Raw genomic sequence first — 20,918 nt, forward strand, 5'->3', positions numbered from 1 at the left:
GGTGCACGCCCCCCTCGACACCCCCTACGCTGACGCACGCGCCGACGCGCTGTCGTTCGCGCTCGGCCTGCCGCCGCTGGACGCGCTCGCCGTCCTGCCGGTCGAACGCGGTGGGCTGACCGTCGAGCTGCGGCTGCTCGGCGCGTCCCACCAGGTCATCGCCGGTCCGCTCAGCGAGACGGTGGCGTGCCTGCCCGGCGACGCCGAGCCGCTGCCCGGCCACGCGAGCACCGATCTGCCCGGCTGGACGTACGAGTTCGCCGCGACCACGGCGGCGCTCAGCGACGACACGGCGTTCGGCCGCGCCGTCGAGGCCCTGTGCGAGCGGCTCGCCGACCGCGGCGACGCCCTCACCGGGGACTTCCCCGGCTCCCCGCACGCCGTGACCGCCCTGGCGCTGGAACAGACCGTCCTGGAACGTGCCGCCGGACGGAAGATCGAAGCACGGACCCCCGCACCGGAGGAGACCGGGATCGGCTGGCGGACGTGGCACGCCTATCCACAGACCCGGGAGATCGTGATGACGCGGAGCCGACTGGTGAGACCAACGTGAACAGCAGACACCGGATGATCGGCGCCGGATGCGCCGCCGCCCTGACGGTCCTGGCGCTCGGAGGCTGCGGAGGCACCTCCCAGGAGTCCTGGATCGGCGACAAGTACAAGAAGGCGGGGACGGACACCTACCGGTCCCCGAAGGCGCCGCAGACCGTCGCCACGGAGATCAACAAGAAGTTCAGGGCGATCGACCGGGTGGACAGCCTGGCGACCAGGGGCGCGGCGGGCGGCATCTTCCTGCGCTACCCGAAGCTGGTCGTCGGCGTCCTGCCCAACGGTCCGGGCAGCCAGATCACCCTCTCCACGCCGAGACGCGGCTACGACCGCTACTACTCCCACGTCAGCGGGTACTGGGCCAGGCCCGGCAGCAACGGCTGGACCAGCGGCGGCGCCGCGAACTTCCGCGGCGGCGGCCCCGGGTCGGGCAAATAAGGAGCAACAGATGGACGACCTCTTGGACGAGATCGGCGCCACCTTCGCCTACGGCGCGATCGGCATCGCCCTGATGGCGATCGGCTACCTGGTGGTGGAGGTGACGACCCCCGGCCGGCTCGGCAAGCAGATCTGGACCGACGGCAACCGGGGCGCCGCGCTGCTGCTGTCGGCGAAACTCCTCGGCATCGGCGCGATCGTCACCACCGCGATCATCACCAGTGACAACGACCTGGGCGACGGCCTGGTCGACACGGCGGTGTTCGGCGGCATCGGGATCATTCTCATGATCATCGCGTTCGTGCTCCTCGACGTGACCACGCCGGGCAAGCTCGGCGCCACGCTCGTCGACACGGAACGGGCCGGGTCCGGCATCCACCCCGCCGGGTGGGTGGTCGCCGCCGCCGACCTGGGCGTCGCCGCGATCGTCGCCGGGGCGGTCTCCTGACGTCCCGCGACCTGGACGAGACGGCTCCGCCGGTGGCGGAGCCGTCACCGTCTGAACGCGACCGGCCCGGGGGGCCGCGCGTTCCGGCGCGGGCCGCGCGGGCGCTGGTCCTCGCGGCCGTGTTCACCTGCGCGGCCTGCGGGCTGGTGTACGAGCTGGCGCTCGTCGCGCTCGGCAGCTACCTCGTCGGGAACTCCGTCACCCAGGCGTCGATCGTGCTGTCGGTCATGGTCTTCGCGATGGGCATCGGGTCGCTGGCCGCGAAACCGTTGCAGGGCCGTCCGGTCGTGGCGTTCGCCGTCGTGGAGGGCGCCCTCGCCCTCGTCGGGGGCCTGTCCGTCCTGGCGCTGTACGCGGCGTTCGCGTGGCTCAACCTGTACGTCCCGGCGCTGGTCGTGGTGGCGTTCGCGGTCGGCGCGCTGATCGGCGCCGAGATCCCGCTGCTGATGACGCTGCTCCAGCGGATCCGCAGGCAGGACGCGGGCAGCGCCGTCGCCGACCTGTTCGCCGCCGACTACGTCGGGGCGCTCATCGGCGGGCTGGCGTTCCCGTTCCTGCTGCTCCCGGCGTTCGGGCACATCAAGGGCGCGCTGCTCGTCGGCGTCGTCAACGCCGTCGCCGGGATCGCGGTCGTCCTCTGGCTGTTCCGCCACCAGATCGGCCGCCTGGCGCGGGTCGCTCTCGCCCTCGGCATGGTCGCGGTCCTCGCCGTCCTCGGCGGGACGTACACGCTCGCGGACGGTTTCGAGGTCTCGGCCCGGCAGGCGCTGTACCAAGACCCGATCGCCCTGACGAAACGCACCCGCTACCAGGAGATCGTCATTACCCGGGCGGTCTCCCTCTCGGGCCGTCCCGACCTCCGCCTCTTCCTGAACGGCGACCTCCAGTTCTCGTCCGTGGACGAGTACCGGTACCACGAGTCGCTCGTCCACCCGGTGATGCCGGGCCCGCACGGCAGGGTCCTGATCCTCGGCGGCGGCGACGGCCTGGCCCTACGCGAGGTCGTCCGCTACAACGACGTCGACTCGGTGACGCTCGTCGAACTCGACCCGGAAATGCTGCGCCTCGCCCGCACCTATGGGCCGATCGCGTCCCTCAACCGTCACGCGTTCGACGATCCCCGCGTCAACGTCGTCGCCGCGGACGCGTTCTCGTGGCTGCGCGGCCTGAATCAACAGTTCGACGCGATCATCGTGGACATGCCCGACCCCGACGACGTGTCCACCGCGAAGCTGTACTCCGTCGAGTTCTACGGGATGGTGAAACGGGCGCTGGCGCCGGGCGGGCGGATGGTCGTCCAGTCGGGCTCGCCGTTCTTCGCGCCGAAGTCGTTCTGGAGCATCGAGAAGACCATCGCCGCCGCCGGTTTCACGACGACCCCCTACCACGTGGACGTGCCGAGCTTCGGCGACTGGGGCTACGTGCTGGCCTCGCCGAGCAGCAAACCGACACCGGCCCTCGCCCCCAACGCCCCCGCCCTCCGCTTCCTGGACTCCCCGCTCCTCCAAGCGGCGACGGTGTTCCCCAAGGACCGCCGCATCCGCGCCGTGGAGATCAACACGCTCGTCCATCCGCGTCTCGTCGAGTACGCACGCGACGAATGGAAGAACGCCTGAACGTACATTGATCCTGTACCGGGCCGAACTTTCACCGAGGGGACCGCCGGATGGGACGCGACATCTTCACCGAGGAACACGAGGCCTTCCGCGAAATGGTGCGCGCCTTCATCGCCAAGGAGGCCGCGCCCTTCCACGAGCAATGGGAGAAGGACGGCGTCGTCTCCCGCGAGGTGTGGCTCGCCGCCGGACGCGCGGGCCTCCTCGGCATCGACATGCCCGAGGAGTACGGAGGCGGCGGCGAACCCGACTACCGCTTCTCCGCGGTCCTCAACGAGGAAATGGCCCGCGCGGGAATCCACGGCCCCGGCTTCTCCGTCCACAATGACATGATCGGCGCCTATCTGCGCCGCCTGTGCACCCCCGAGCAGAAGGCCCGCTGGCTCCCCGGCTACTGCTCCGGCGAGATCATCACCGCCATCGCCATGACCGAACCCTCCGCGGGCTCCGACCTCCAGGGCATCACGACGACCGCCGTCAAACAGAACGACCACTACGTCCTCAACGGCTCGAAGACGTTCATCTCCAACGGCGTCCTCGCCGACCTGGTCATCGTCGTCGCCAAGACCGACCCGTCCGCCGGGGCCAAGGGTGTCAGCCTCCTGGCCGTCGAACGCGGCATGGACGGCTTCTCCCGCGGCCGCAACCTCGACAAGATCGGCATGCACGCCCAGGACACCGCCGAACTGTTCTTCGACGACGTCCGCGTCCCCACCGCGAACCTCCTCGGCGAAGAGGGCATGGGCTTCGTCTACCTGATGCAGAACCTCGCCCGCGAACGCCTCTCCATCGGCGTCTCCGCCCTGGCCGCCGCCGAGGCCGCCTTCGACCGGACCCTCGACTACGCCAAGACCCGCGAGGCGTTCGGCCGCCCCGTCGGCAAGTTCCAGCACAACCGCTTCACCCTCGCCGAGATGAAGACCGAACTCACCGTCGCCCGCGCCTTCACCGACCAGTGCCTCGTCAAGGACGGAAAGGGCGACCTGTCGGCCGAAGAGGCCGCCATGCTCAAGTACTGGACCACGGAACTCCTCAAAACCACCGTGGACCGCTGCGTCCAACTCCACGGCGGCTACGGCTACATGACCGAATACCCCATCGCCAGGACCTACCGCGACGTCCGAGCCCACACCATCTTCGGCGGCACCACCGAAATCATGAAGGAGATCATCGGCCGCTCCCTCGGCATCTGACCCGCCGACGGGAGCCGCCGGCCGCACGGCGACCGGCGGCCGTCCGTTCAGGCCGCGGCCGATGGCGCGTCCCCGCGCGAGATGGGAACCACTTCGACCTGGATGCCGTAGCGGCCGAGGGTCTGCGCCAGGTGAGCGAGGGCGATCTGCGCGTTGGGGAAGAGGGTGGCCGGTGTCAGCGGGGTGAGCCGGTCGACCTTCATCGCGAGCACGACCTTCGCCGGTCGCCAGCCGTCCGGCAGTTCCCTCCGACCACAGCTGGTCTTCCTGACGAGTTCGCGGAAGGACGCGCGGGCGTCCTCGCGCAGGCACAGTGACTCGGCGGAGACGAGCGCCTGGCTGAACATGTGGCTGAACGGCTGTGTGCGGCTACCGCCCTTCACATGGACGAGCTCGTTCCCCGGCCCGAGCAGGTCGCACGGCTCGAATCCGTGCGAGCCGTGGAACTCGGTGCGGGCGCCCGTCCGGTCGAGGTTGAGGTACTGGTCGAGGCCGAGCGAGTCCTGGACCCACTCGTTGTAGGCCCGTTCGCCGCGCTTGTCGGAGCCGGGAGGTTCCGGACGGTCCGGCCAGGCCGGAAGACCGAGACTCGGAACGGGCTTGAACAGGCCGCCGATTCTGCGCTGCACGGACGCGAAATACTCGGCACCGCCCTCGTACCAGGCGCCCTCGACGAGGAAGTAGTCGCGTTCGTTCACGCGGACGGCGGCGGCGAGCCACTTGTCCGCCGACGCCTTGGCGATGACCCGCTGTCCGTGGTCGTCCTCGCACATCCGCACCTCGCCGCGCCGGAGCGCCCGCACGGCCGGGGTCCGGCACTGGAGCCTTGAGCGACTGAGGATGGCGTCGAGGTCGAGGTCGCCGCGGCGGAGGACTTCGACCGAGCCGATCTTGATGACATGGCTGTGGGCGTCGCCTGCTCGGTCGGCGAGGTCCAGCGGGATGGCGGCGGCGAGCCTTACCGGGGCGTCGTCACCGGGTTCGGCGCGAAGGCGTTCGTCCAGTCGCCGGTCGAGGTCGGCGAGCCGCCATTCGTCCCGGACGGGAGTGACGGCCTCCACGAAGGCGAAGTCGTCCGGTACCGTCCGCGCGCAGATCTCGGAGATCCGGCGGAGCAGCGCGACGAGCCGTTCCCGGGAAACGGGCACGCGCAGCCGCAGCCCGGCCGACCCCTCGACCCGGACCGGGCGGGTGCTCTCCAGACCGAGATCCCCGGGGTCGACCATGCCCGCGAGCCGCCCGACGATCTCGGCGTACTCGCTGAGGCCGATGTGCCCGATCGGGATACCGGACGACACATGCGTGGCGTCCTGGCGTCCCAGACCGGTCATCGAACGCCGGACGACGGAGCGCACCTGGTCGGCGTCGACGGCGCGGATGGTGAACCGCAGCCCGAAACCGTGGTCCTTGAACTGCTCGGGGATGGCCCGCCAGCCGCCGCCGAAACCGATCGCGTACCTTTCCCCGTCCACCCCGAGCAGCAGCAGGGCTCCGCAGTCGATGGACTGGTAGTCGTCGGGCAGCGGTCCGATGAGGTGCGACGCGGCGTCCACCCAGGGCGCGGGAACGGGACTATGGCGCCAGTGGAAGGCGACGGCGTCGGCGTCCGGATACTCCGGGAGGTCCATGCTGGTGGACGCGGCGTCGTCCAGATAGGTGCCTTGCACCGTTTCGAGGCAGGCGTCCACATCCGTCATGGCGTCGGAGATGCGGTAGATGGTCATCGAACGGGTCGGAACGGACATGGCAGACCTCCGGAGGAAGACGTCTCCCGGCGGCCGGGGGATCGGATGGGAAGGCGCGGCCCTCTCGCGGAAGATCACCGCGCCCTGCCCATAATGTAAACAGAATCAGTCAATCTGTTAGCACTGTCAACATGCTTTATCATTGTCCGCGTGCTCGCGAGTGTGTACGTTTGGGTCATGACGGACGATGAGGCGGTGCTGGTCCCGCCCGCGGAGATCGCCCGGATGGCGGGGGTGACCAGGGCGGCCGTGTCGAACTGGCGCCGTCGCCACCCGGATTTCCCGGAGGCCGCGGGAGGCACCGCGAACGCGCCGCTGTTCGCGCTGGCGGACGTCCGGCGGTGGCTGGCGCGGCAGGGCAAGGGCCGGGACGTCGCCGACGAGGTCAGGCTTTGGCAGGCGCTCCGAGCCGAGCGCGGCGCGGACATGGTCGGCGCCCTGGTCGCGGTCGCGGCCGAACTACGTGGCGAGCGCACGGCACGGCCGCTCACGGGGCCCACCGCCGAACTGGTCGCCGAGCTGGTCCGCGACCGCGGTCCCGGCGAGCTCGTCGCGGACCTGGCGCGGCGGTTCGTGGCGTCCGCAGGCCACGGCGGCGGCGAGCACGTCTCAACCCCCGCGCTCGTACGAGCCGTTCGCCACTTCGCGGGGCGGACGAGGGGAGTCGTGTACGACCCGGCCTGCGGCATCGGCGACCTTCTGCTGTCGGTCGGCGGCAACGCCGTGCAGGGACGCGTCGGTCAGGACGCCGCGGACGGGCCGCCCGAGTTCGCCCGGATGCGCGCCGCCCTGGAGGGCAGACCCGGAACGATCGAGGTCGCCCACGGCGACGCGCTCCGCGACGACCGGTTCCCCCGGCTCAAGGCCGATCTCGTCGTGTGCGACCCGCCGTCCGGCCAGACCGACTGGGGACGCGACGACCTGCTCCTCGACCCCCGCTGGGAGATCGCGCTGCCGCCGAAGGCGGAGGGCGACCTGGCCTGGCTTCAACACTGCTACTTCCACACCGCGCCCGGTGGACGCGCCCTCATCGTCCTGCCGGCGTCCGCCGCCTACCGCCGTTCGGGCCGCCGGATCCGCACCGAGATCGTCCGCGGCGGCATGCTGGAGACCCTGGTCGCGCTGCCCGGTGGCCTGGTCGTCGCCCATTCCTCGCCCGTACACCTGTGGGTGCTGCGGCGGCCGACGGCCCCGCCCGGTCCGGACGTCCGCGTCCGCATGATCGACCTGACGGACACCGACCTGGCCGACGCCGACCCGACCGGCCCGATCAAGCCCGACCCCGACCGGGTCGCCGACGTTCCGATCATCTCGCTGTTGCACGAGGACGCGGACCTCACACCCGGCCGCCATGTCCCCGCCGGACAGCCCGGCGCCGCCGCGTACGAGAACGCCCGTGCCCGCTTCGAGGAGTCGCTCGACGCGTTGCGCGGCGCGCTGCCACACCTGCCCGAAGCGGCCCACGAACTGGCGGCCACGGTCAACGTCTCCGAGCTGATCCGCGGCGGCCTCGTCCGCGTCGAGGACGGCCGCCCGGTCTCCACCACCGACCAGCTTGACACCCATTTCCTGCTCGGCTTCCTCGCGAGCGCGGTCAACACGCGCCGCAACACCTCCGGCTCCGGCACCCACCGCACCGACCCACGCGGAGCCCGCGTCCCGCAGATGGACCCGGACCGGCAACGAGCGTACGGAGCCGCGTTCAGAGAACTGGAAACCTTCGTGCGCCACCTCGAAGACACGGCCAAAATGGGACGCCATGCCGTGCGGCTGGCCCACGACGGTCTGACGAGCGGGACACTTGAACCACCCGGAACGAAAGACGAGGGCGACGAGTGAGCGTTGACCAGAACCTGTCCGCGTTCATCTGGTCGGTGGCGGACCTCCTCCGCGGAGACTACAAACAGTCGGAATACGGGAAGGTGATCCTGCCCTTCACCGTCCTGCGGCGCTTCGACTGCGTCATGGCGCCGACCCGGCAGGCCGTTTGGGACCGCGACGCCGCCTACCCGGGCGACACGGCGCCCGCGCTCCTGAAGGCGGCGGCCGGGTTGCCGATCTACAACACCTCCAAGCAGGACTTTCGGACGATCGGCGCCGACCCGGCGAACGTCCGCAAGAACCTCGGCGACTACATCAACGGGTTCAGCGCGGAAGTCATCGAGATCATCGACCGGTACGCGTTCCACACGCAGGTCGAACGGCTGGACAACGCCGGGCTCCTCTACCAGGTGGTGCAGAAGTTCGCCGACCCGAAACTCGACCTGAGCATGTCCCGGGTCAGCAACCACGACATGGGTTACCTGTTCGAGGAACTGATCCGGAAGTTCTCGGAGCTGTCCAACGAGACGGCCGGTGAGCATTTCACCCCGCGCGAAGTCATCGAGCTGATGGTCGAACTGCTCCTCGCCCCGGACGACGAAGCATTGAAAGGCGGCGAGGGCACGGTCATCGACATCCTCGACCCCGCCTGCGGGACGGGCGGGATGCTCGCCGCCGCCGAAGAGCACATCAGGAGATTGAACCCGGTCGCGCGCATCAACCTGGCGGGACAGGAACTTAACGCCGAGTCGTACGCGATCTGCCGCTCCGACATGCTGATGAAGGGCTACGACGAGAAGAACTCCTCGATCGCCTTCGGCAACTCCTTCAGCAACGACGGCCACGACGGCCAGAGGTTCCGCTACATGCTGGCCAACCCGCCGTTCGGCGTGGAATGGAAGAAGGTCGAGAAGTTCGTCAAGGACGAGCACAGGGACCTCGGCCACGCCGGGCGCTTCGGAGCCGGGCTCCCGCGCATCAACGACGGATCGTTCCTGTTCCTCCAGCACATGATGTCGAAGATGTGGCCCGTCACGGCCGACGTCGAGGGCAAGCTGAAGGGGTCCCGCATCGCCATCGTCTTCAACGGCTCCCCGCTCTTCACCGGCGGCGCGGGCTCCGGCGAGTCGGAGATCCGCCGCTGGATCATCGAGAACGACTACCTTGAGGCCATCGTCGCGCTGCCCGACCAGCTCTTCTACAACACCGGAATCTCCACGTACTTTTGGATCGTCACCAACAACAAGGCGCCACGGAACAAGGGCAAGGTCGTCCTCCTCGATGCCCGCGACCAATGGTCCAAGATCCGCAAGTCCCTCGGTGAGAAGCGCAAAGAGATCAGCACGCGGCAGCGCCACCACATCTGCGCTCTCTACCGGGACGCCTTCGACATCGCCGCGGACCCGGACCACCCTGACCACGCCAAGGTCAAGGTGTTCCGCAACGAGGACTTCGGCTACCAGCGCATCACCATCGACCGCCCCCTACGCCAACGTTTCGAGGTCAGCGAGGAGACCCTCACCGCCCTCGCCGAGTCGACGGCCGTCCAGAAGTACGACCTGCGGGACGAGCTCCTCGACGGCCTCAAAACCCTCATCGGCACCTCGACGACGGACCCCGCGCAGTTCCGCAACAAGCTGTTCGCCGCCTACATCGAGAACTCCGTCACCGTCCCACCGGACAAGGTCGCGAAGGCCGTCATGTCCGCGTTCGCCATCACCGACCCGGACGGCGACGTGCAGAAGGTCAAGGGGAAGGTCGTCCACGACCCCGACCTCCGCGACTTCGAGAACGTCCCCCTCACCGAGGACATCGACGAGTACTTCGCCCGCGAGGTCCTCCCACACGTCCCCGACGCCTGGATCACCGAAACCAAGGACCCCAAGACCAAGCAAACGATCCGCGCAAGGATCGGCTACGAAATCCCCTTCACCCGCCACTTCTACACCTACACCCCACCCCGCCCCCTAGAAGAGATAGATGCCGAACTCAAATCCATCGAAACCCAAATCCAAACCCTCCTCAACCAGGTGACCTCGTGACCAACCGCTGGCCATTGGTTCGATTGGGGTATTTGTGTAGCCTCCAGTCAGGTTTGACCGTCGATTCTTCCCGGGACCTCACTGGCGACGTGGTCACCAGACCGTATTTGCGCGTCGCGAATGTGCAAGCCGGATATATCGATCTGACATCTGTGAACGAAATAACGGTACCGCGAGCCGTTGCCGCCCGTAGCACGCTTCAACGTGGTGACGTACTGATGACGGAAGGGGGCGATCTTGACAAGCTCGGGCGAGGTACGCTGTGGCAGAATGAACTGGACGGGTGTCTCCATCAGAACCATGTCTTCGCTCTTCGGCCGTTTCCGGGAAAACTTGACCCCAGGTATCTCGCGCTAGCTACGCAGTCTGCCTATGCTCGTCATTACTTCGAGAGCACCGGTGTCAAGACGACCAATCTCGCGTCAACAAACAGGATCAAGATCCTTGGCTTTCCGGTACCGCTGCCTCCGCTGAAGGAGCAGCGGCGCATCGCGGACTTTCTTGACATCGAGACCGCCCGTATTGATGAGCTAATTCAGCTTGATTATTCCCTGAAGGCGCGGCTGGAGGAGCGAGAGAAATCCTATCGCGATTTTATGATCGACGGCATGGCTGGCGAGTTTGGTGAGATACCTCTTCGTCGTCTCGTGCAAAAGATCGAACAAGGGGCGAGTCCGCAATGTGAAGGCTCTGCCCGACAGGGAAGAGATGAATGGGCTGTACTAAAATTGAGTGCAGTAAAGCGAGGACACTTTCTTTCTGATGAAAACAAACGACTCCCGGTAGAGGTCGCTCCTGAAGTTCGTTATGAAGTCAAGGCGGGTGATCTTCTGGTGACTCGTGCTAACACCCCGGAGTTGGTTGGCGACGTGGCAGTCGTAACCGGTTCCGCAGAAAAGTTGCTCCTCCCAGATCTCATCTACCGGGTCCGCCTGAAGTCAGGTGTTGAGTCTGAGTTTGTTTCCCAGGTTCTGCGAAGTAATCGAGTGCGCTCGCTCATCGAAGCTTCGGCCAGGGGTTCTTCTCAATCCATGGTGAAATTGCGAGGGGAAGATATCAAGGAGTGGCCAGTTCCGCTGGTTGAGCAGGCCATGCAGAGGGCGTGTATGGAGGAATTGCGAAGGCGGTCGGCAGAGATCTGGGATCTCCGGCAAAAGGTTGATCGGCGTGTGGCGCTGCTGGAGGAGAGGCGGCGGGCGGTTGTTACGGCGGCCGTCACGGGGGAGTTGGATGTGACCACGGCGCGAAGTTTTGGGTCTGCGTAACATTGGTAATTGGGTCTAGCGGTGAATGCGGGCCGGGAGGGGCTGGGATGGGGTCGGGGCAGGGTGGGTTTCGGATTCCGATGCAGGTGCAGCATGTGCGGAAGGCCTTGCTGCGGGACTATGCGGGACTGATTTATGAGGAGGATCTGAAGGGGTATCAGGGGAGCGGTTGGGAGCAGCGATTTTTGTCTCGGGCGTTGGCGGCCTCGGCGGTTCGCCGGGTGACCAAGTGTGACCATGAGGCGGCCGGGCGGGCCGTGATCGACGGGGAGAACGATCAGGGCATCGACGCCGTTGCGGTGGACGAGAGTTCCCGTGAGGTCTGGCTCGTCCAGGCCAAATGGAGTGACGCGGGCAAGGGGAAGATCGACCTGGGGGAGACCCTGAAGTTCATCGAGGGCCTGCGGCTGATCGAGCGGCGGGAGTTCGAGGACACCTTCAACGCCAGGTTAGACCCCTTCAAGGGGCTGCTTGATGCGGCGATGGGGGACGCGCGGTTGCGGATTGTTCTCGTCATCGCGGTCATGGGCCCGGATGTTCTCTCGGACGCGGTAAGGGCCGTTCTCGACCGTACTCGGGCAGAGTTCAATAACGGCGGGACGATCCTCGACTATCGGGTGATCGGGGAGGCCGAATTCCATCAGCAAGTGCGGCAGGACTTGGTTCCCTCTCCCATCGATGTCGAAGTTGCGATGTCAGGATGGATCAGGCGTGACACGCCCTTCGAGGCGTGGCAGGGGACTGTCGCGGTTCGGGATGTGGCGCGCTGGTTCAGCGAACACGGGGATGGGCTGTACGAGCAGAACGTTCGCAAGTCCCTCGGGTTGACCCGCATCAATAGCGGTATCAAGGAGACCTTGCTCAACGAGCCCGAGAACTTCTGGTATTTCAACAACGGCATCACGATTCTGTGTGACAGCATCGAGCCCCATTGGCCTGGTCGGCGTCGGCCGGACGAGCCCGTCGAGCTGAAGCTGAAGGGCGTCAGCGTGGTCAACGGGGCGCAGACCGTCTCCGCCATCCACGAGGCGATGCAGCAGGACGCCGAAAGGGTGGACGAGGCTGATGTCACGGTCCGGGCGTTCTCCTTGGGAGAGGACCGCGCGGACTATGCGAAGCGGATCACGGAGACGACGAACACTCAGAACGACGTCTCGCAACGTGACTTCATCGCCCTGGACGCCACGCAGGCGGTGATTCGCGAGGACTTCTTGCTGTCGCTGGGGAAGACCTACGTCTTCAAGCGCGGCGAGCCGGACCCGTCGCCCAATGCCGGATGCTCGGTCGAGCACGCGGCGATCGCCCTCGCCTGTGCTCACCGGTCCCCTGAGTTGGCGGTCAGGGCCAGCCACGGAACAGGGACTCTCTGGGAACGCGGTTCCAGCGGGGCGTACCCGCGGCTGTTCGGTGAGACGCCGACGGCCTACCGGATCTGGCGTCTCGTTCAGGCCCGGGGTGCCGTCGGGGTGTCGCTGGGTGTCAAGCACAAGGAATTGCGTGGGCGGGCCGCTGACATGGCGCGCCGCGGCGACCTTCTCATCACGCATCTCGTCTTCCAGCTCCTCGACCTGGAGGAGATCGACGAACACGACTTCGACGAAGAGGCCATGTCGGCGAGCATCCCCGACATGACTGACGAGGTGCTCTCGTGGCTCATCCACCATGTGGACGCCCAGTACGGGGAGAACTCGTTCCTCTCCACGACGTTCACGGACGAGACCAGATGCAAGCACCTCGCGAAGCTGATCCTCGAAGACGTGCGGCGCGGTGGAACCGTTCCGAGCCTTCGGGACGACTATCGACCACCTCAACGGCGGGTGCGTGCGCAGCGCCGTCCGAACACGGTGCCCACCCTCGTCAGCGCCGGACGGTTGGACGACGGCACGCCACTGGTGTACCTGCCGGAGGGCGACGGCGAAATGCAGGCGGTCAGACCCTGGCTGGAAGCAGATCCACGCAGGGAGAGGGCCAGGTGGGTGAACGATCGCCGTAAGTGCCTGCTGTGGGCCTATGACGGGGAGCTTTATACGCCGACCGGCTTGGTCATGCGTATCTGGGAGCTGGCGGATTACGAACGCGCCCCCGTCTCGGTGCAGGGACCGAAGCGATGGTGGCTGGATGGAAGATCGCTCTGGGACCTTGCCCTTGAGATCTTCACTCGGAACGAAGAGAATTGATCGTTCCCGGGCTTTCTGTGAACCCGGAGCGGCTGCTGACCTTTGGGGGACTTCGGTACCGCTGCCAGGGGGAAAGGCATGGGCACCGAGTACAGCAGCCGCTCCGGGAGATCAGCGGTGCCTACCCACGTAACCGGCGTTGCTGACGGCCATGCCGACGAAGAGGATCAGCATCCAGGCCGCGAAGCCGGTGAGCATGCCCAGACCGACGATCGCCAAGGAGAGGATCACAGGTTCTCCTCCATCTTGCGCTGGTCGGCGAGGGCCTCGCTGAGCAGCTCGTACGAGTCCTCGACGAGCGTGGCGCACAGGCCGTAACGCAGCTCTGTGTCGGTCAGTGGACGGCCGAGGCGGGTGGCCATGAAGCAGTCCATCAACGGCGGTCGGCGAATGTGCCAGGCCGGATACTGCTCCTGAAGTCGGATGCGTTCTTGATCGTTCACGGGTCAGGTTCCCCTGCGAATCGGTTTGACTTACGGCGGGCAAGCCTTGCAGGGAAGAGTTACTCTTAGCTACGAACCAATCACTCCCCAATAAGCACCCTGACCAAGTGAGGCGACACCCCCGAACCTGCGGGCTGACACCCAGGAGACACCCGATGACACCCTCGCGTGACACCAACCCCTCCGCCTTCCAGGAAGCCTTCGTCAACGAACTCCGCGCGAGGCGTCAGGCGGACGGCCTTTCCCGGAACAAGCTCGCCGCAACGCTGGGCTGCACGCCTCAGTGGCTCGCAAAGGTCGAGACCTTCGAGAAGCCTCCGTCGGAGGGCCTCGCCAATGATCTTGACGCCCACTACCAGTTGGGTGGCGTATTCCATCGTCTTTGGGAGAAGCACGATGAGGCTCGAAAAAGCGGTCTCATACCTAGTGCTGTCCGGCCGCTCGTCGAGGCAGAGAAAGAAGCTAGCCGGATTAGCGTTTACGAGCCGTTGCTCGTGACAGGTCTGGTGCAAACGGAGGATTTTGCGCGCTACGTGTTCAGTTCGGGGTTTCAGGCGGATAGGGCGGAGGAGTTGGTGGCGATCCGGATGGAACGCCAGGCTATCCTGTGCAAGCCTGACCCGCCTTGGCTCTTTGTGATGATGCGCGAGGCGGTTATTCGAGATATACAAGCTGAATTTCGCCTGAGGCAATGCAAGCGATTGCTAGAGGTGATGAGCTACACGAACGTCACGCTCCAAATCGTGCCAACGGACGCGCCGGTATTTCAGGAGAGTGGATTCCAGCTTCTCTCCTTTGCTCAAGCCCATGACGTCGCTTACGTTGATGGCGCGAGTGGTTTCGGGCAAATTCTGACGGAAGTGCGCGATGTCCAGAGGCTTGCCGTAGTCTTCGATCTGATCGGGTCGACAGCACTACCGGTGAAAGCGTCCGAAGACCTGATCCGGACGATCATGGAGGATACGTGAGCACGCTTGATTCGGCGCCCCTGCGCTGGCGCAAGAGCACCAAGAGTGGTTCTGACGGTGGCACCTGCATCGAAGTGGCAGAGTTGAACTCGGAAGTGGCCGTCCGGGACTCGAAGGATCCAGAAGGGCCCAAGCTGGCGTTCGGGCGGGCGGCCTTCGCTGCGTTGGCGCGGGACATCCGTGCAGGACGGTACGACCGGTAGCCACAACCTGGGAGGTCACATGAGCACGTTCAAGCCGTCGTCTGTCCACTGGCGTAAGAGTTCGTGCAGCGACCAAGAGGGCGGTAACTGCGTCGAGGTTGGTCGGGCGGTGTCGGTGGTGGCCTTTCGGGATTCGAAGGATCCGGAGGGGCCGGTGCTGGCGGTCGGGCGTGCGGCCTTCGAGGAACTTGTGAACGGTATCCGGGCCGGGCGGTTCGACCGGTAGGCGCGTCGTCCGGTTGCTTCAGCGGCCTCATGCCCGTCCGTGCGGGCGTGGGGCCGTTCGCGTCCCGGCTACGCAGCGGGCGAGGGGGAATTGGGCAGCGGATCCGACAGGGGGTCGTGTTCCTTGCCGGTGTTGCCGCACATGCGGCACGGCTCCTCCACCCGCACCCAGGTCATCTCGCCCGATCCGTCCCGGTGCGGCTTCTCGGGGCGCCACCAGCCCGAGCCGTGGCAGAAGCGGCATACCCAATCGTCTCGGTCGCACCAACGGCAGGGCTGGTTGCCGCAGCGTTCACGCTTGTCCCTCATCGGCACTTCCCTGTTCCGCCGCACACGTGGCAGTTCTCGACGCTCCTGCGCCAGGTGAGCGAACCGTCCTTCTCCTTATGCGGTCGCTCATAGGTGGACTTGCCCGTTCCGTTGCAGTGCTCGCAGTCTGGGGGGTCGCTCTTACCACCCACGCTGCTTGCCTCCAGGACGACGGCGGCATCGCAAGGTTGAGCATTCCGTATGAGTTCTCAACCGTCCACGCTCCCGGACCGAAGCCGGACGGAAATCGGTCATGACTTGGGCCGATGTCGGTCACGACCGGTGCGGGCCGCCGGAGTCGTGACGGGCGGGGCGACGCAGGCCGGGGCGGGACGTTCCGTCGGCGGGACACGGCTCGATGGCGGCGAAGCCGAATTATCCATTGGTTATCGCCATGGCGTTCGATCGTATGCCTTGGCTCCCGACGTTTCCGGCCATGGTCTCTCGGCGATGTCTTCGTCACCGACCGTCAGTGACCGGTGGCGTAAATGTGAAGTCCCGTCGATGCCTGCCGGAACCGTGCCGGAGCGCGTACGGAAGGCGGGATGGGGGGCAGTTGGGGGACCTGAGGCCATTAAGTTGAGTTGTGGCCCATATGCTCCTCATGTGCAATGATCATCTTGGTGGCCTGGTTTCGTTGCCTGAGCTCCTGTTTGCCTCCTTTGGAGCGTGTGAATCTTGAGAGGGTCGGAGAGACCCATCCCCGCCAATCGGTTGACGCTCCACAGGGGTCGATATAGAACGGAGATCGATGGCATCGACGAGGTAAGGGTCCACGTCATGGAACTCAGGTTGATCGGTGGGTCTGGCTGCGGTAACGGGCCGTGTCCCGCGGTGTACGAAACCGAGAACGGAACGATCGTCGTTCAGGGTTTCGCCGTCGACGGAGAGAAGGCGCAGCTCACGCTGCCGCCCGGTGAGAACGCCGTGGAAATCCCGCGCTACATCCTGGAACGGGCCCTCGCCTCGGAGTGATCGACGAGGTGGACGTCCGGAAACGGGCGTCCCCGGCGAAATTTCAGGAGTGCCCTCATTATTCTCAACTCAGAGCAGTTCGGCCGACTCTTCACGGAATTCACGTCGTCGGCGACCCGAATCGAGACCCTCGACGTCTACACCGTGGACGAGGAGCGCGAACACTTCGAGGACTATCTGACCGGAAAGCCGCTTCCGCCTGATCGCAATGCGGAATGGGCGCGGAACATCCGGGAACGCGTCGCCGCCGGCGGGTACATGGGCCGGGTCCACATCATCGACCATACGCTGACGCCATACCTTCAGTTCGAGATCGACTGGTATTACGCGATCAACGGCGCGGCCGGTGAGGACGTCCGGTTCATTTTCCGCGAGGACGTTCCCGACGTCACGTACACCGATACCTGGCTTTTCGACGACGAGATCGTCATCGACCTCTCCTACGACAAGGAAGGTCGGCTGCTGTACCTCAACCGCAACGACGACCCGGAACGGCTGCGGGAGGCCAGGACCGCATGGCACGAGTTCCACGCCCGGTCCTTCCCGCTCGCCGACCTGCTGTCCATGATCCGTAGCGAGGAACTCGCGGTGCCCCGCCGGTTACCGGCGTCCGGCGGGTCCGCGGCCACAGGAGCGGCGGGCGCGCGGAAGGTCGACGACGATGTCGTGAGCACCGAGTTCGTGCTCAGCGACCAGGGGGCGGGCTATCCCCGACGAACTGTCACGACCACGGCCACGCCCGACGAACTGGACGCTCTCGTGCGAACGGGTTACCTCGTCCGCCGGAACCTCCTGGACCGGGCGACGAGTGACACCCTCGCGGACGCCGTGCTCAAGCTCGCGGAGGCGGAGGCCGAACGACCCGAGGCGGAAAGCCTTCCGGGCAAGTCCATCTACATCCGGTCGTTGCTGGACAAGGACGCGGTGTTCCACCCCCTGATCCGCCTCGAACCGGCGCTGTCCATCGCGAGGACGCTCCTCGGGCCACAGGTCTGGATCGACCTGGAGGCGCGGCTGAACTTCGCCGGGCGCTCCGATGTGGCGGTGCCCTGGCACGCCCATCTGCCGGTGATCCCCGACCCGATGCCCGCCCTGTTCAGCCATCCACACCAGATCCACTGCCTGATCTATCTGGACCACGTCACCGAGCGGGAGGGCGCCCTGTGCCTGCTGCCCGGCTCGCATCGCGGCGGCGACGTGCGGCTTCCGCTCGGCGACCAGAGCGACCGGCCGGGCCAGGTGGAACTGTTCTTCGAGCCGGGTGACGCCGTCCTCATCCACGCGGGCCTGTGGCATCGGACGGTGCCGTCCAGCGCGGACGCCGGATACCGGCGGCTGCTGCTGCTCGGCTACGTCCCGTCCTGGCTGCGGGCCGACACCGGGCGCGGGGTGCCCGCCGAACGGTCGCTGACGGCGGAACTCGCGCGGACCGGTGACGCCGAGACCCGCGAACTGCTCGGCGAATTCCAGTGGTGAACGTCGCGCTGCGTCCACTCGAAGCGGCCGACCTGCCCGTGTTCGACCACGCCTACGGCTCCCCGGACGCCTCCGGGGAGCACCAGTGGTTCGGTTTCAGCCCGCCCGGGCGGAGCCTCGCGGAGATGGGGGCGCTTGGACCGCGCGGCGGTCGCCTGACCGTCACCGCCGACGGCAGGGTCGTCGGAAGCGTCTTCTGGTTCCGTCGCGAATGGGGGCCGCCCGACACGTCCTGGTGCTGGGAGGTGGCGCTGCACATCCTGGCGGAGGAACGGCGGCGCGGCGTCGGTACGAGGAGCATGATCCTGCTCACCCGGTACCTGTTCGACCACACCCTCGCCTGGCGGGTGCAGGCGATCGCCGACGTCGCCAACACCCCCTCCCGGCGGATGCTCACCCGGGTGGGTTTCACCGAGGAGGGTGTGCTGCGCGCGGCCCAGTGGCGGGAAGGTCGCAGGCACGACCAGGTGATCTACTCGCTGCTGCGTGACGAACGCGGCCCCTGATCCGTCCCCCCGGCGGCGATGATCTCGGCCTTCAGCGCGGCGGACCTGACGTCGTCGAAGCCGTCGAGCAGCTCCAGCGCCTCCCGCCGGAGCGGTGCCGCCTCGTCGCCGCCGTCTCCGCCCGCCCGCTGCGCCGCCGTCAGCGCGTCGGCGAGGTGGGCGAGGCTCTTGGCCCGCTTCCACCGGTCGCCGACCTGCCGGTGGACCGCGGCGGCGCGTCGGTGGAAGTCGGCGGCCTCCGACGGTCTGCCGAGCGCCCGGTAGGCCCGTCCCGTCCCGTCCAGTGCCATCGCCTCCCGGCTCGGATCCCCGTCCCGGCGGAAGATCACGGCGGCGCGTTGGGTGGAGACGAGCGCCTCCGACGGCAGCCCGGCCGCCGACTGCGCCTTGCCCAGGTAGAGCAGCGCCGTTCCCTCCCACAGCGGATTGTCCATCTCCCGGGCGATCGTCACCGCCTCCGCCGCCGCGGACAGGGCCTCCGACGGCTCGCCGCGCCGGCGCCGCAACAGGCTGAGCCCGGTGAGGACCATCGACTCGTACAACCGGTCGTTCAGCTCACGGAAGGTGGCCAGGGACTTCGTCAGAAGGTCATGCGCGTCGTCCGGACGGTCCAACTGGAGAAAGGCGTAGCCGAGGCTGTAGCGGACGATCGCGGACCAGCGCGGATGGTCCAGGCCCTCGACGATCGACAGGGCCTCCTCCAGTTCAGCGCGCGCCTGATCCGGACGGTGCGCGAACAGGTCGACCCAGCCGAGGCCGTTGAGCACCTTCACTGTGCTGAGCCGGTCGCCCCGCTCGCGGTGGATCGCAATCGCCCTGCGGTGGTAGTGGGCCGCCTCGTCGAGCTGCAACGTCATGCGGCAGAGCCGCCCGAGCCCATCGCACAGGGCGGCCTCCGCCTCCCGGTGGTCGAGCGCCCGCGCGGCGTCCAGACCCACCAGCGACGTGTCCCACCAGTCCTGGCAGTGGTTGTAGGTCGCGTAGAGCCGTTCCAGGACCACCGCGAGCTTCCAGGCCAGCTCCAGCCGTCCGGTCTCGGTCGCGGCGCGCACCGCCCCGGCCAGGTTCGTCCGTTCCTCCTCGTACCAGCGGGCGGCCTGCTCCCGGCCCGCGAATGGCGGCCCGGGAACGTCCGGAGACGGCTCGACGGTGAACAGGAGCGTCGTGTCATGGGCGAGTGAGAGCACGCATTGGTAGGCGCAGTGCAGGTACCAGGAGCACACCCGTTCCACGGCCGCCAGTTGCTCTTCCTGCGTGATCTCGGACCGGGCTCGGTCGACCGCGTAGGCGCGCAGCAGGTCATGGAAGCGGTAGCGGCCGGATCCCCCGTTCTCCAGCAGGTAGGCGCCGACGAGGACGTCGAGGGAGGTGCGCACCCGATCGTCCTCGGGGCCCGCCAGCGCCCTCGCGGCCGTCTCGCCGAACTCGCCGCCGGGATGCAGCCCGAGGAGGCAGAAGAGCCGGGCGGCGTTGTCCGGTAACGCGCGGTACGACCAGGCAAAGACCGTCCGGACCGCGTCCGCGTCGTCCTCGTCGCCCGTGGACAGCGCGTCCCAGAGGGACGACTCGTCGCGCAAGTCAGCGATCAGCTCGCTGAGCGGCATGCCGGGCCGGGCCGCCGCCCGTTCCGCGGCGATGCGCAGTGCGAGCGGAAGGTGGGCGCACAACCGTGCCAACTCGGCGAGGTCAGCGGGGTCGTCGCCGGACCTGTAACCCGCCGTCGTCTTGGTGAGCAGTTCCACGGACTCGTCCTCGGTGAGCGTGCCGAGAATTGTCCGCTGCGCGCCGTCACGGACGAGCAGCCCCGACAACCTGCCCCGGCTCGTCACGATCGCCAGGCTGGGCCCTGTGCCGGGGATGAGCGGCCTCACCTGCGCCGCCGTCCCCGCGTTGTCCAAGATGACGAGCGTTCTCCGGTCGGCGAGGATCGAGCGGTACAGGCTGGACTTGGCCTCCACGTCGTTCGGGACGGCCGAGGCGGGAACGCCGAGCGCGATGAGGAACCGTTCCAGCGCCTGGCCCGGTGTCACCGGAACGCCCGGGTCGTATCCCCTGAGGTCGACGTAGAGCTGCCCGTCCGGGAACTCGTCGCGGATCCGGTGCGCCCAGTGCAGGGCGAGTGAGGTCTTCCCCACCCCGGCCGTTCCGGCGATCAGGTAGGCGACGGTGCCGGTGTCCCGGCCGTCTCGTCGGGCGGTGATCAGCTCGTCCAGCCGTTCCTGGTCGGCGAGCCGGTTGACGAAGACCCGCACGCCGCGCGGCAACTGCCACGGCGGCGCGTGCGTGCCGCGGCCGTAGTGGAAGTGGATGTCGCCACTGATGTCGCGGGCCTGGACGACATCCCCGGCACGTCCCGACATGGTGGAACGCGTCCCGTCGCCGGCGTCACCGAGCTGGCCTTGAGGCATGCGATCACCCCTCCGCTTGCGGCCCCTTCACCCTACGTGTCACCCCACCTACCCGGAAGCGGAACCGATCAGGCCGGTTGAGGCCAGCTTGGCCGATGCATCAAAGAGGAT

The 20,918-nt window shown here is 67.1% G+C and carries 19 protein-coding genes; 15 read left to right on the forward strand and 4 right to left on the reverse strand.

Features of this window, described 5'->3' with window-relative positions; translation table 11 throughout:
* Position 1 precedes the first annotated feature (1 nt).
* From D0T12_RS14915 to D0T12_RS14935, 5 genes are read left to right on the forward strand one after another with little or no spacing between them, the layout of a single operon-like run.
* Positions 2 to 553, forward strand: coding sequence for a DUF2617 family protein (locus D0T12_RS14915; RefSeq protein ID WP_117400150.1), 552 nt, complete (start codon positions 2 to 4; stop codon positions 551 to 553).
* On the forward strand, positions 550 to 987 hold the full coding sequence (locus D0T12_RS14920) for a DUF4247 domain-containing protein (protein ID WP_233526067.1): 438 nt from the start codon (positions 550 to 552) through the stop codon (positions 985 to 987). Before D0T12_RS14915 ends, D0T12_RS14920 begins: the two co-directional genes overlap by 4 nt.
* A 10-nt stretch (positions 988 to 997) precedes the next feature.
* Positions 998 to 1,435 carry a DUF350 domain-containing protein gene (locus D0T12_RS14925; protein ID WP_117400152.1) on the forward strand — a complete coding sequence of 146 codons (438 nt, stop codon included), beginning with the start codon at positions 998 to 1,000 and terminating at the stop codon, positions 1,433 to 1,435.
* 32 nt (positions 1,436 to 1,467) lie between these two features.
* Positions 1,468 to 3,051: a polyamine aminopropyltransferase gene (locus tag D0T12_RS14930; RefSeq protein ID WP_117400153.1), complete on the forward strand. Its 1,584-nt coding sequence runs from the start codon at positions 1,468 to 1,470 to the stop codon at positions 3,049 to 3,051.
* Between the two features lie 50 nt (positions 3,052 to 3,101).
* A complete protein-coding gene (locus tag D0T12_RS14935) occupies positions 3,102 to 4,244 on the forward strand; it encodes an acyl-CoA dehydrogenase family protein (protein ID WP_117400154.1) in 1,143 nt (380 codons plus the stop codon).
* A 47-nt stretch (positions 4,245 to 4,291) separates the two neighbouring features.
* Here D0T12_RS14935 and D0T12_RS14940 read toward each other — a convergent pair whose 3' ends face one another.
* Positions 4,292 to 5,989 (reverse strand): DUF6119 family protein, encoded by a 1,698-nt coding sequence (locus tag D0T12_RS14940; RefSeq protein WP_117400155.1) that lies wholly within the window; start codon positions 5,987 to 5,989, stop codon positions 4,292 to 4,294.
* A 177-nt stretch (positions 5,990 to 6,166) separates the two neighbouring features.
* On the opposite strand from D0T12_RS14940, the gene D0T12_RS14945 reads away from it, so the two are divergent.
* The 4 genes from D0T12_RS14945 (at position 6,167) to D0T12_RS14960 (ending at position 13,294) form a co-directional block, all read left to right on the forward strand.
* Positions 6,167 to 7,828, forward strand: a complete 1,662-nt coding sequence (locus D0T12_RS14945) for an N-6 DNA methylase (RefSeq protein ID WP_117400156.1) — start codon at positions 6,167 to 6,169, stop codon at positions 7,826 to 7,828.
* Complete coding sequence (locus D0T12_RS14950) at positions 7,825 to 9,852, forward strand: type I restriction-modification system subunit M (protein ID WP_117400157.1); 2,028 nt, start codon at positions 7,825 to 7,827, stop codon at positions 9,850 to 9,852. Before D0T12_RS14945 ends, D0T12_RS14950 begins: the two co-directional genes overlap by 4 nt.
* The gene (locus tag D0T12_RS14955; RefSeq protein WP_147339517.1) at positions 9,849 to 11,117 is read left to right on the forward strand and encodes a restriction endonuclease subunit S; all 1,269 of its coding nucleotides are present in this window, start codon (positions 9,849 to 9,851) and stop codon (positions 11,115 to 11,117) included. Before D0T12_RS14950 ends, D0T12_RS14955 begins: the two co-directional genes overlap by 4 nt.
* 80 nt (positions 11,118 to 11,197) lie before the next feature.
* Positions 11,198 to 13,294: an AIPR family protein gene (locus tag D0T12_RS14960; RefSeq protein ID WP_199487461.1), complete on the forward strand. Its 2,097-nt coding sequence runs from the start codon at positions 11,198 to 11,200 to the stop codon at positions 13,292 to 13,294.
* A 227-nt stretch (positions 13,295 to 13,521) separates the two neighbouring features.
* Here the strand turns inward: D0T12_RS14960 and D0T12_RS34870 are convergent, their stop codons facing one another.
* Positions 13,522 to 13,737 (reverse strand): hypothetical protein, encoded by a 216-nt coding sequence (locus tag D0T12_RS34870; RefSeq protein WP_147339518.1) that lies wholly within the window; start codon positions 13,735 to 13,737, stop codon positions 13,522 to 13,524.
* Positions 13,738 to 13,892: 155 nt separating this feature from the next.
* Here D0T12_RS34870 and D0T12_RS14965 point away from each other — a divergent pair, with 155 nt between their 5' ends.
* Genes D0T12_RS14965 through D0T12_RS14975 form a run of 3 tightly spaced genes read left to right on the forward strand, consistent with a single transcriptional unit; the run spans position 13,893 to position 15,134 of the window.
* Positions 13,893 to 14,705 carry a helix-turn-helix domain-containing protein gene (locus D0T12_RS14965; RefSeq protein WP_117400160.1) on the forward strand — a complete coding sequence of 271 codons (813 nt, stop codon included), beginning with the start codon at positions 13,893 to 13,895 and terminating at the stop codon, positions 14,703 to 14,705.
* Positions 14,702 to 14,908 (forward strand): DUF397 domain-containing protein, encoded by a 207-nt coding sequence (locus D0T12_RS14970; protein WP_117400161.1) that lies wholly within the window; start codon positions 14,702 to 14,704, stop codon positions 14,906 to 14,908. Before D0T12_RS14965 ends, D0T12_RS14970 begins: the two co-directional genes overlap by 4 nt.
* A gap of 19 nt (positions 14,909 to 14,927) precedes the next feature.
* Positions 14,928 to 15,134, forward strand: coding sequence for a DUF397 domain-containing protein (locus tag D0T12_RS14975; RefSeq protein WP_117400162.1), 207 nt, complete (start codon positions 14,928 to 14,930; stop codon positions 15,132 to 15,134).
* Positions 15,135 to 15,202: 68 nt separating this feature from the next.
* Here the strand turns inward: D0T12_RS14975 and D0T12_RS14980 are convergent, their stop codons facing one another.
* Positions 15,203 to 15,442: a hypothetical protein gene (locus D0T12_RS14980; protein WP_117400163.1), complete on the reverse strand. Its 240-nt coding sequence runs from the start codon at positions 15,440 to 15,442 to the stop codon at positions 15,203 to 15,205.
* 834 nt (positions 15,443 to 16,276) lie between these two features.
* Here D0T12_RS14980 and D0T12_RS14985 point away from each other — a divergent pair.
* From D0T12_RS14985 to D0T12_RS14995, 3 genes are read left to right on the forward strand one after another with little or no spacing between them, the layout of a single operon-like run.
* Positions 16,277 to 16,417 (forward strand): hypothetical protein, encoded by a 141-nt coding sequence (locus D0T12_RS14985; protein WP_233526068.1) that lies wholly within the window; start codon positions 16,277 to 16,279, stop codon positions 16,415 to 16,417.
* Between the two features lie 60 nt (positions 16,418 to 16,477).
* Positions 16,478 to 17,893 (forward strand): phytanoyl-CoA dioxygenase family protein, encoded by a 1,416-nt coding sequence (locus tag D0T12_RS14990; RefSeq protein WP_325050811.1) that lies wholly within the window; start codon positions 16,478 to 16,480, stop codon positions 17,891 to 17,893.
* Complete coding sequence (locus D0T12_RS14995; RefSeq protein WP_199487462.1) at positions 17,890 to 18,399, forward strand: GNAT family N-acetyltransferase; 510 nt, start codon at positions 17,890 to 17,892, stop codon at positions 18,397 to 18,399. The genes D0T12_RS14990 and D0T12_RS14995 overlap by 4 nt, the downstream gene beginning before the upstream one ends.
* Here the strand turns inward: D0T12_RS14995 and D0T12_RS15000 are convergent.
* On the reverse strand, positions 18,366 to 20,807 hold the full coding sequence (locus D0T12_RS15000) for an ATP-binding protein (protein ID WP_117400167.1): 2,442 nt from the start codon (positions 20,805 to 20,807) through the stop codon (positions 18,366 to 18,368). The genes D0T12_RS14995 and D0T12_RS15000 overlap by 34 nt on opposite strands.
* Between the last annotated feature and the right edge of the window lie 111 nt (positions 20,808 to 20,918).

The organism is Actinomadura spongiicola, from assembly GCF_003432485.1.
Taxonomy (GTDB): domain Bacteria; phylum Actinomycetota; class Actinomycetes; order Streptosporangiales; family Streptosporangiaceae; genus Spirillospora; species Spirillospora spongiicola.

Excerpts from the sequence above, each read along its gene's own strand:
- D0T12_RS14925 (WP_117400152.1), top strand. The coding sequence starts at position 998 with ATGGACGACCTCTTGGACGAGATCGGCGCCACCTTCGCCTACGGCGCG.
- D0T12_RS14935 (WP_117400154.1), top strand. The coding sequence starts at position 3,102 with ATGGGACGCGACATCTTCACCGAGGAACACGAGGCCTTCCGCGAAATG.
- D0T12_RS14940 (WP_117400155.1), bottom strand. The coding sequence starts at position 5,989 with ATGTCCGTTCCGACCCGTTCGATGACCATCTACCGCATCTCCGACGCC.
- D0T12_RS14945 (WP_117400156.1), top strand. The coding sequence starts at position 6,167 with ATGACGGACGATGAGGCGGTGCTGGTCCCGCCCGCGGAGATCGCCCGG.
- D0T12_RS14960 (WP_199487461.1), top strand. The coding sequence starts at position 11,198 with ATGCAGGTGCAGCATGTGCGGAAGGCCTTGCTGCGGGACTATGCGGGA.
- D0T12_RS14965 (WP_117400160.1), top strand. The coding sequence starts at position 13,893 with ATGACACCCTCGCGTGACACCAACCCCTCCGCCTTCCAGGAAGCCTTC.
- D0T12_RS14975 (WP_117400162.1), top strand. The coding sequence starts at position 14,928 with ATGAGCACGTTCAAGCCGTCGTCTGTCCACTGGCGTAAGAGTTCGTGC.
- D0T12_RS14980 (WP_117400163.1), bottom strand. The coding sequence starts at position 15,442 with ATGAGGGACAAGCGTGAACGCTGCGGCAACCAGCCCTGCCGTTGGTGC.
- D0T12_RS15000 (WP_117400167.1), bottom strand. The coding sequence starts at position 20,807 with ATGCCTCAAGGCCAGCTCGGTGACGCCGGCGACGGGACGCGTTCCACC.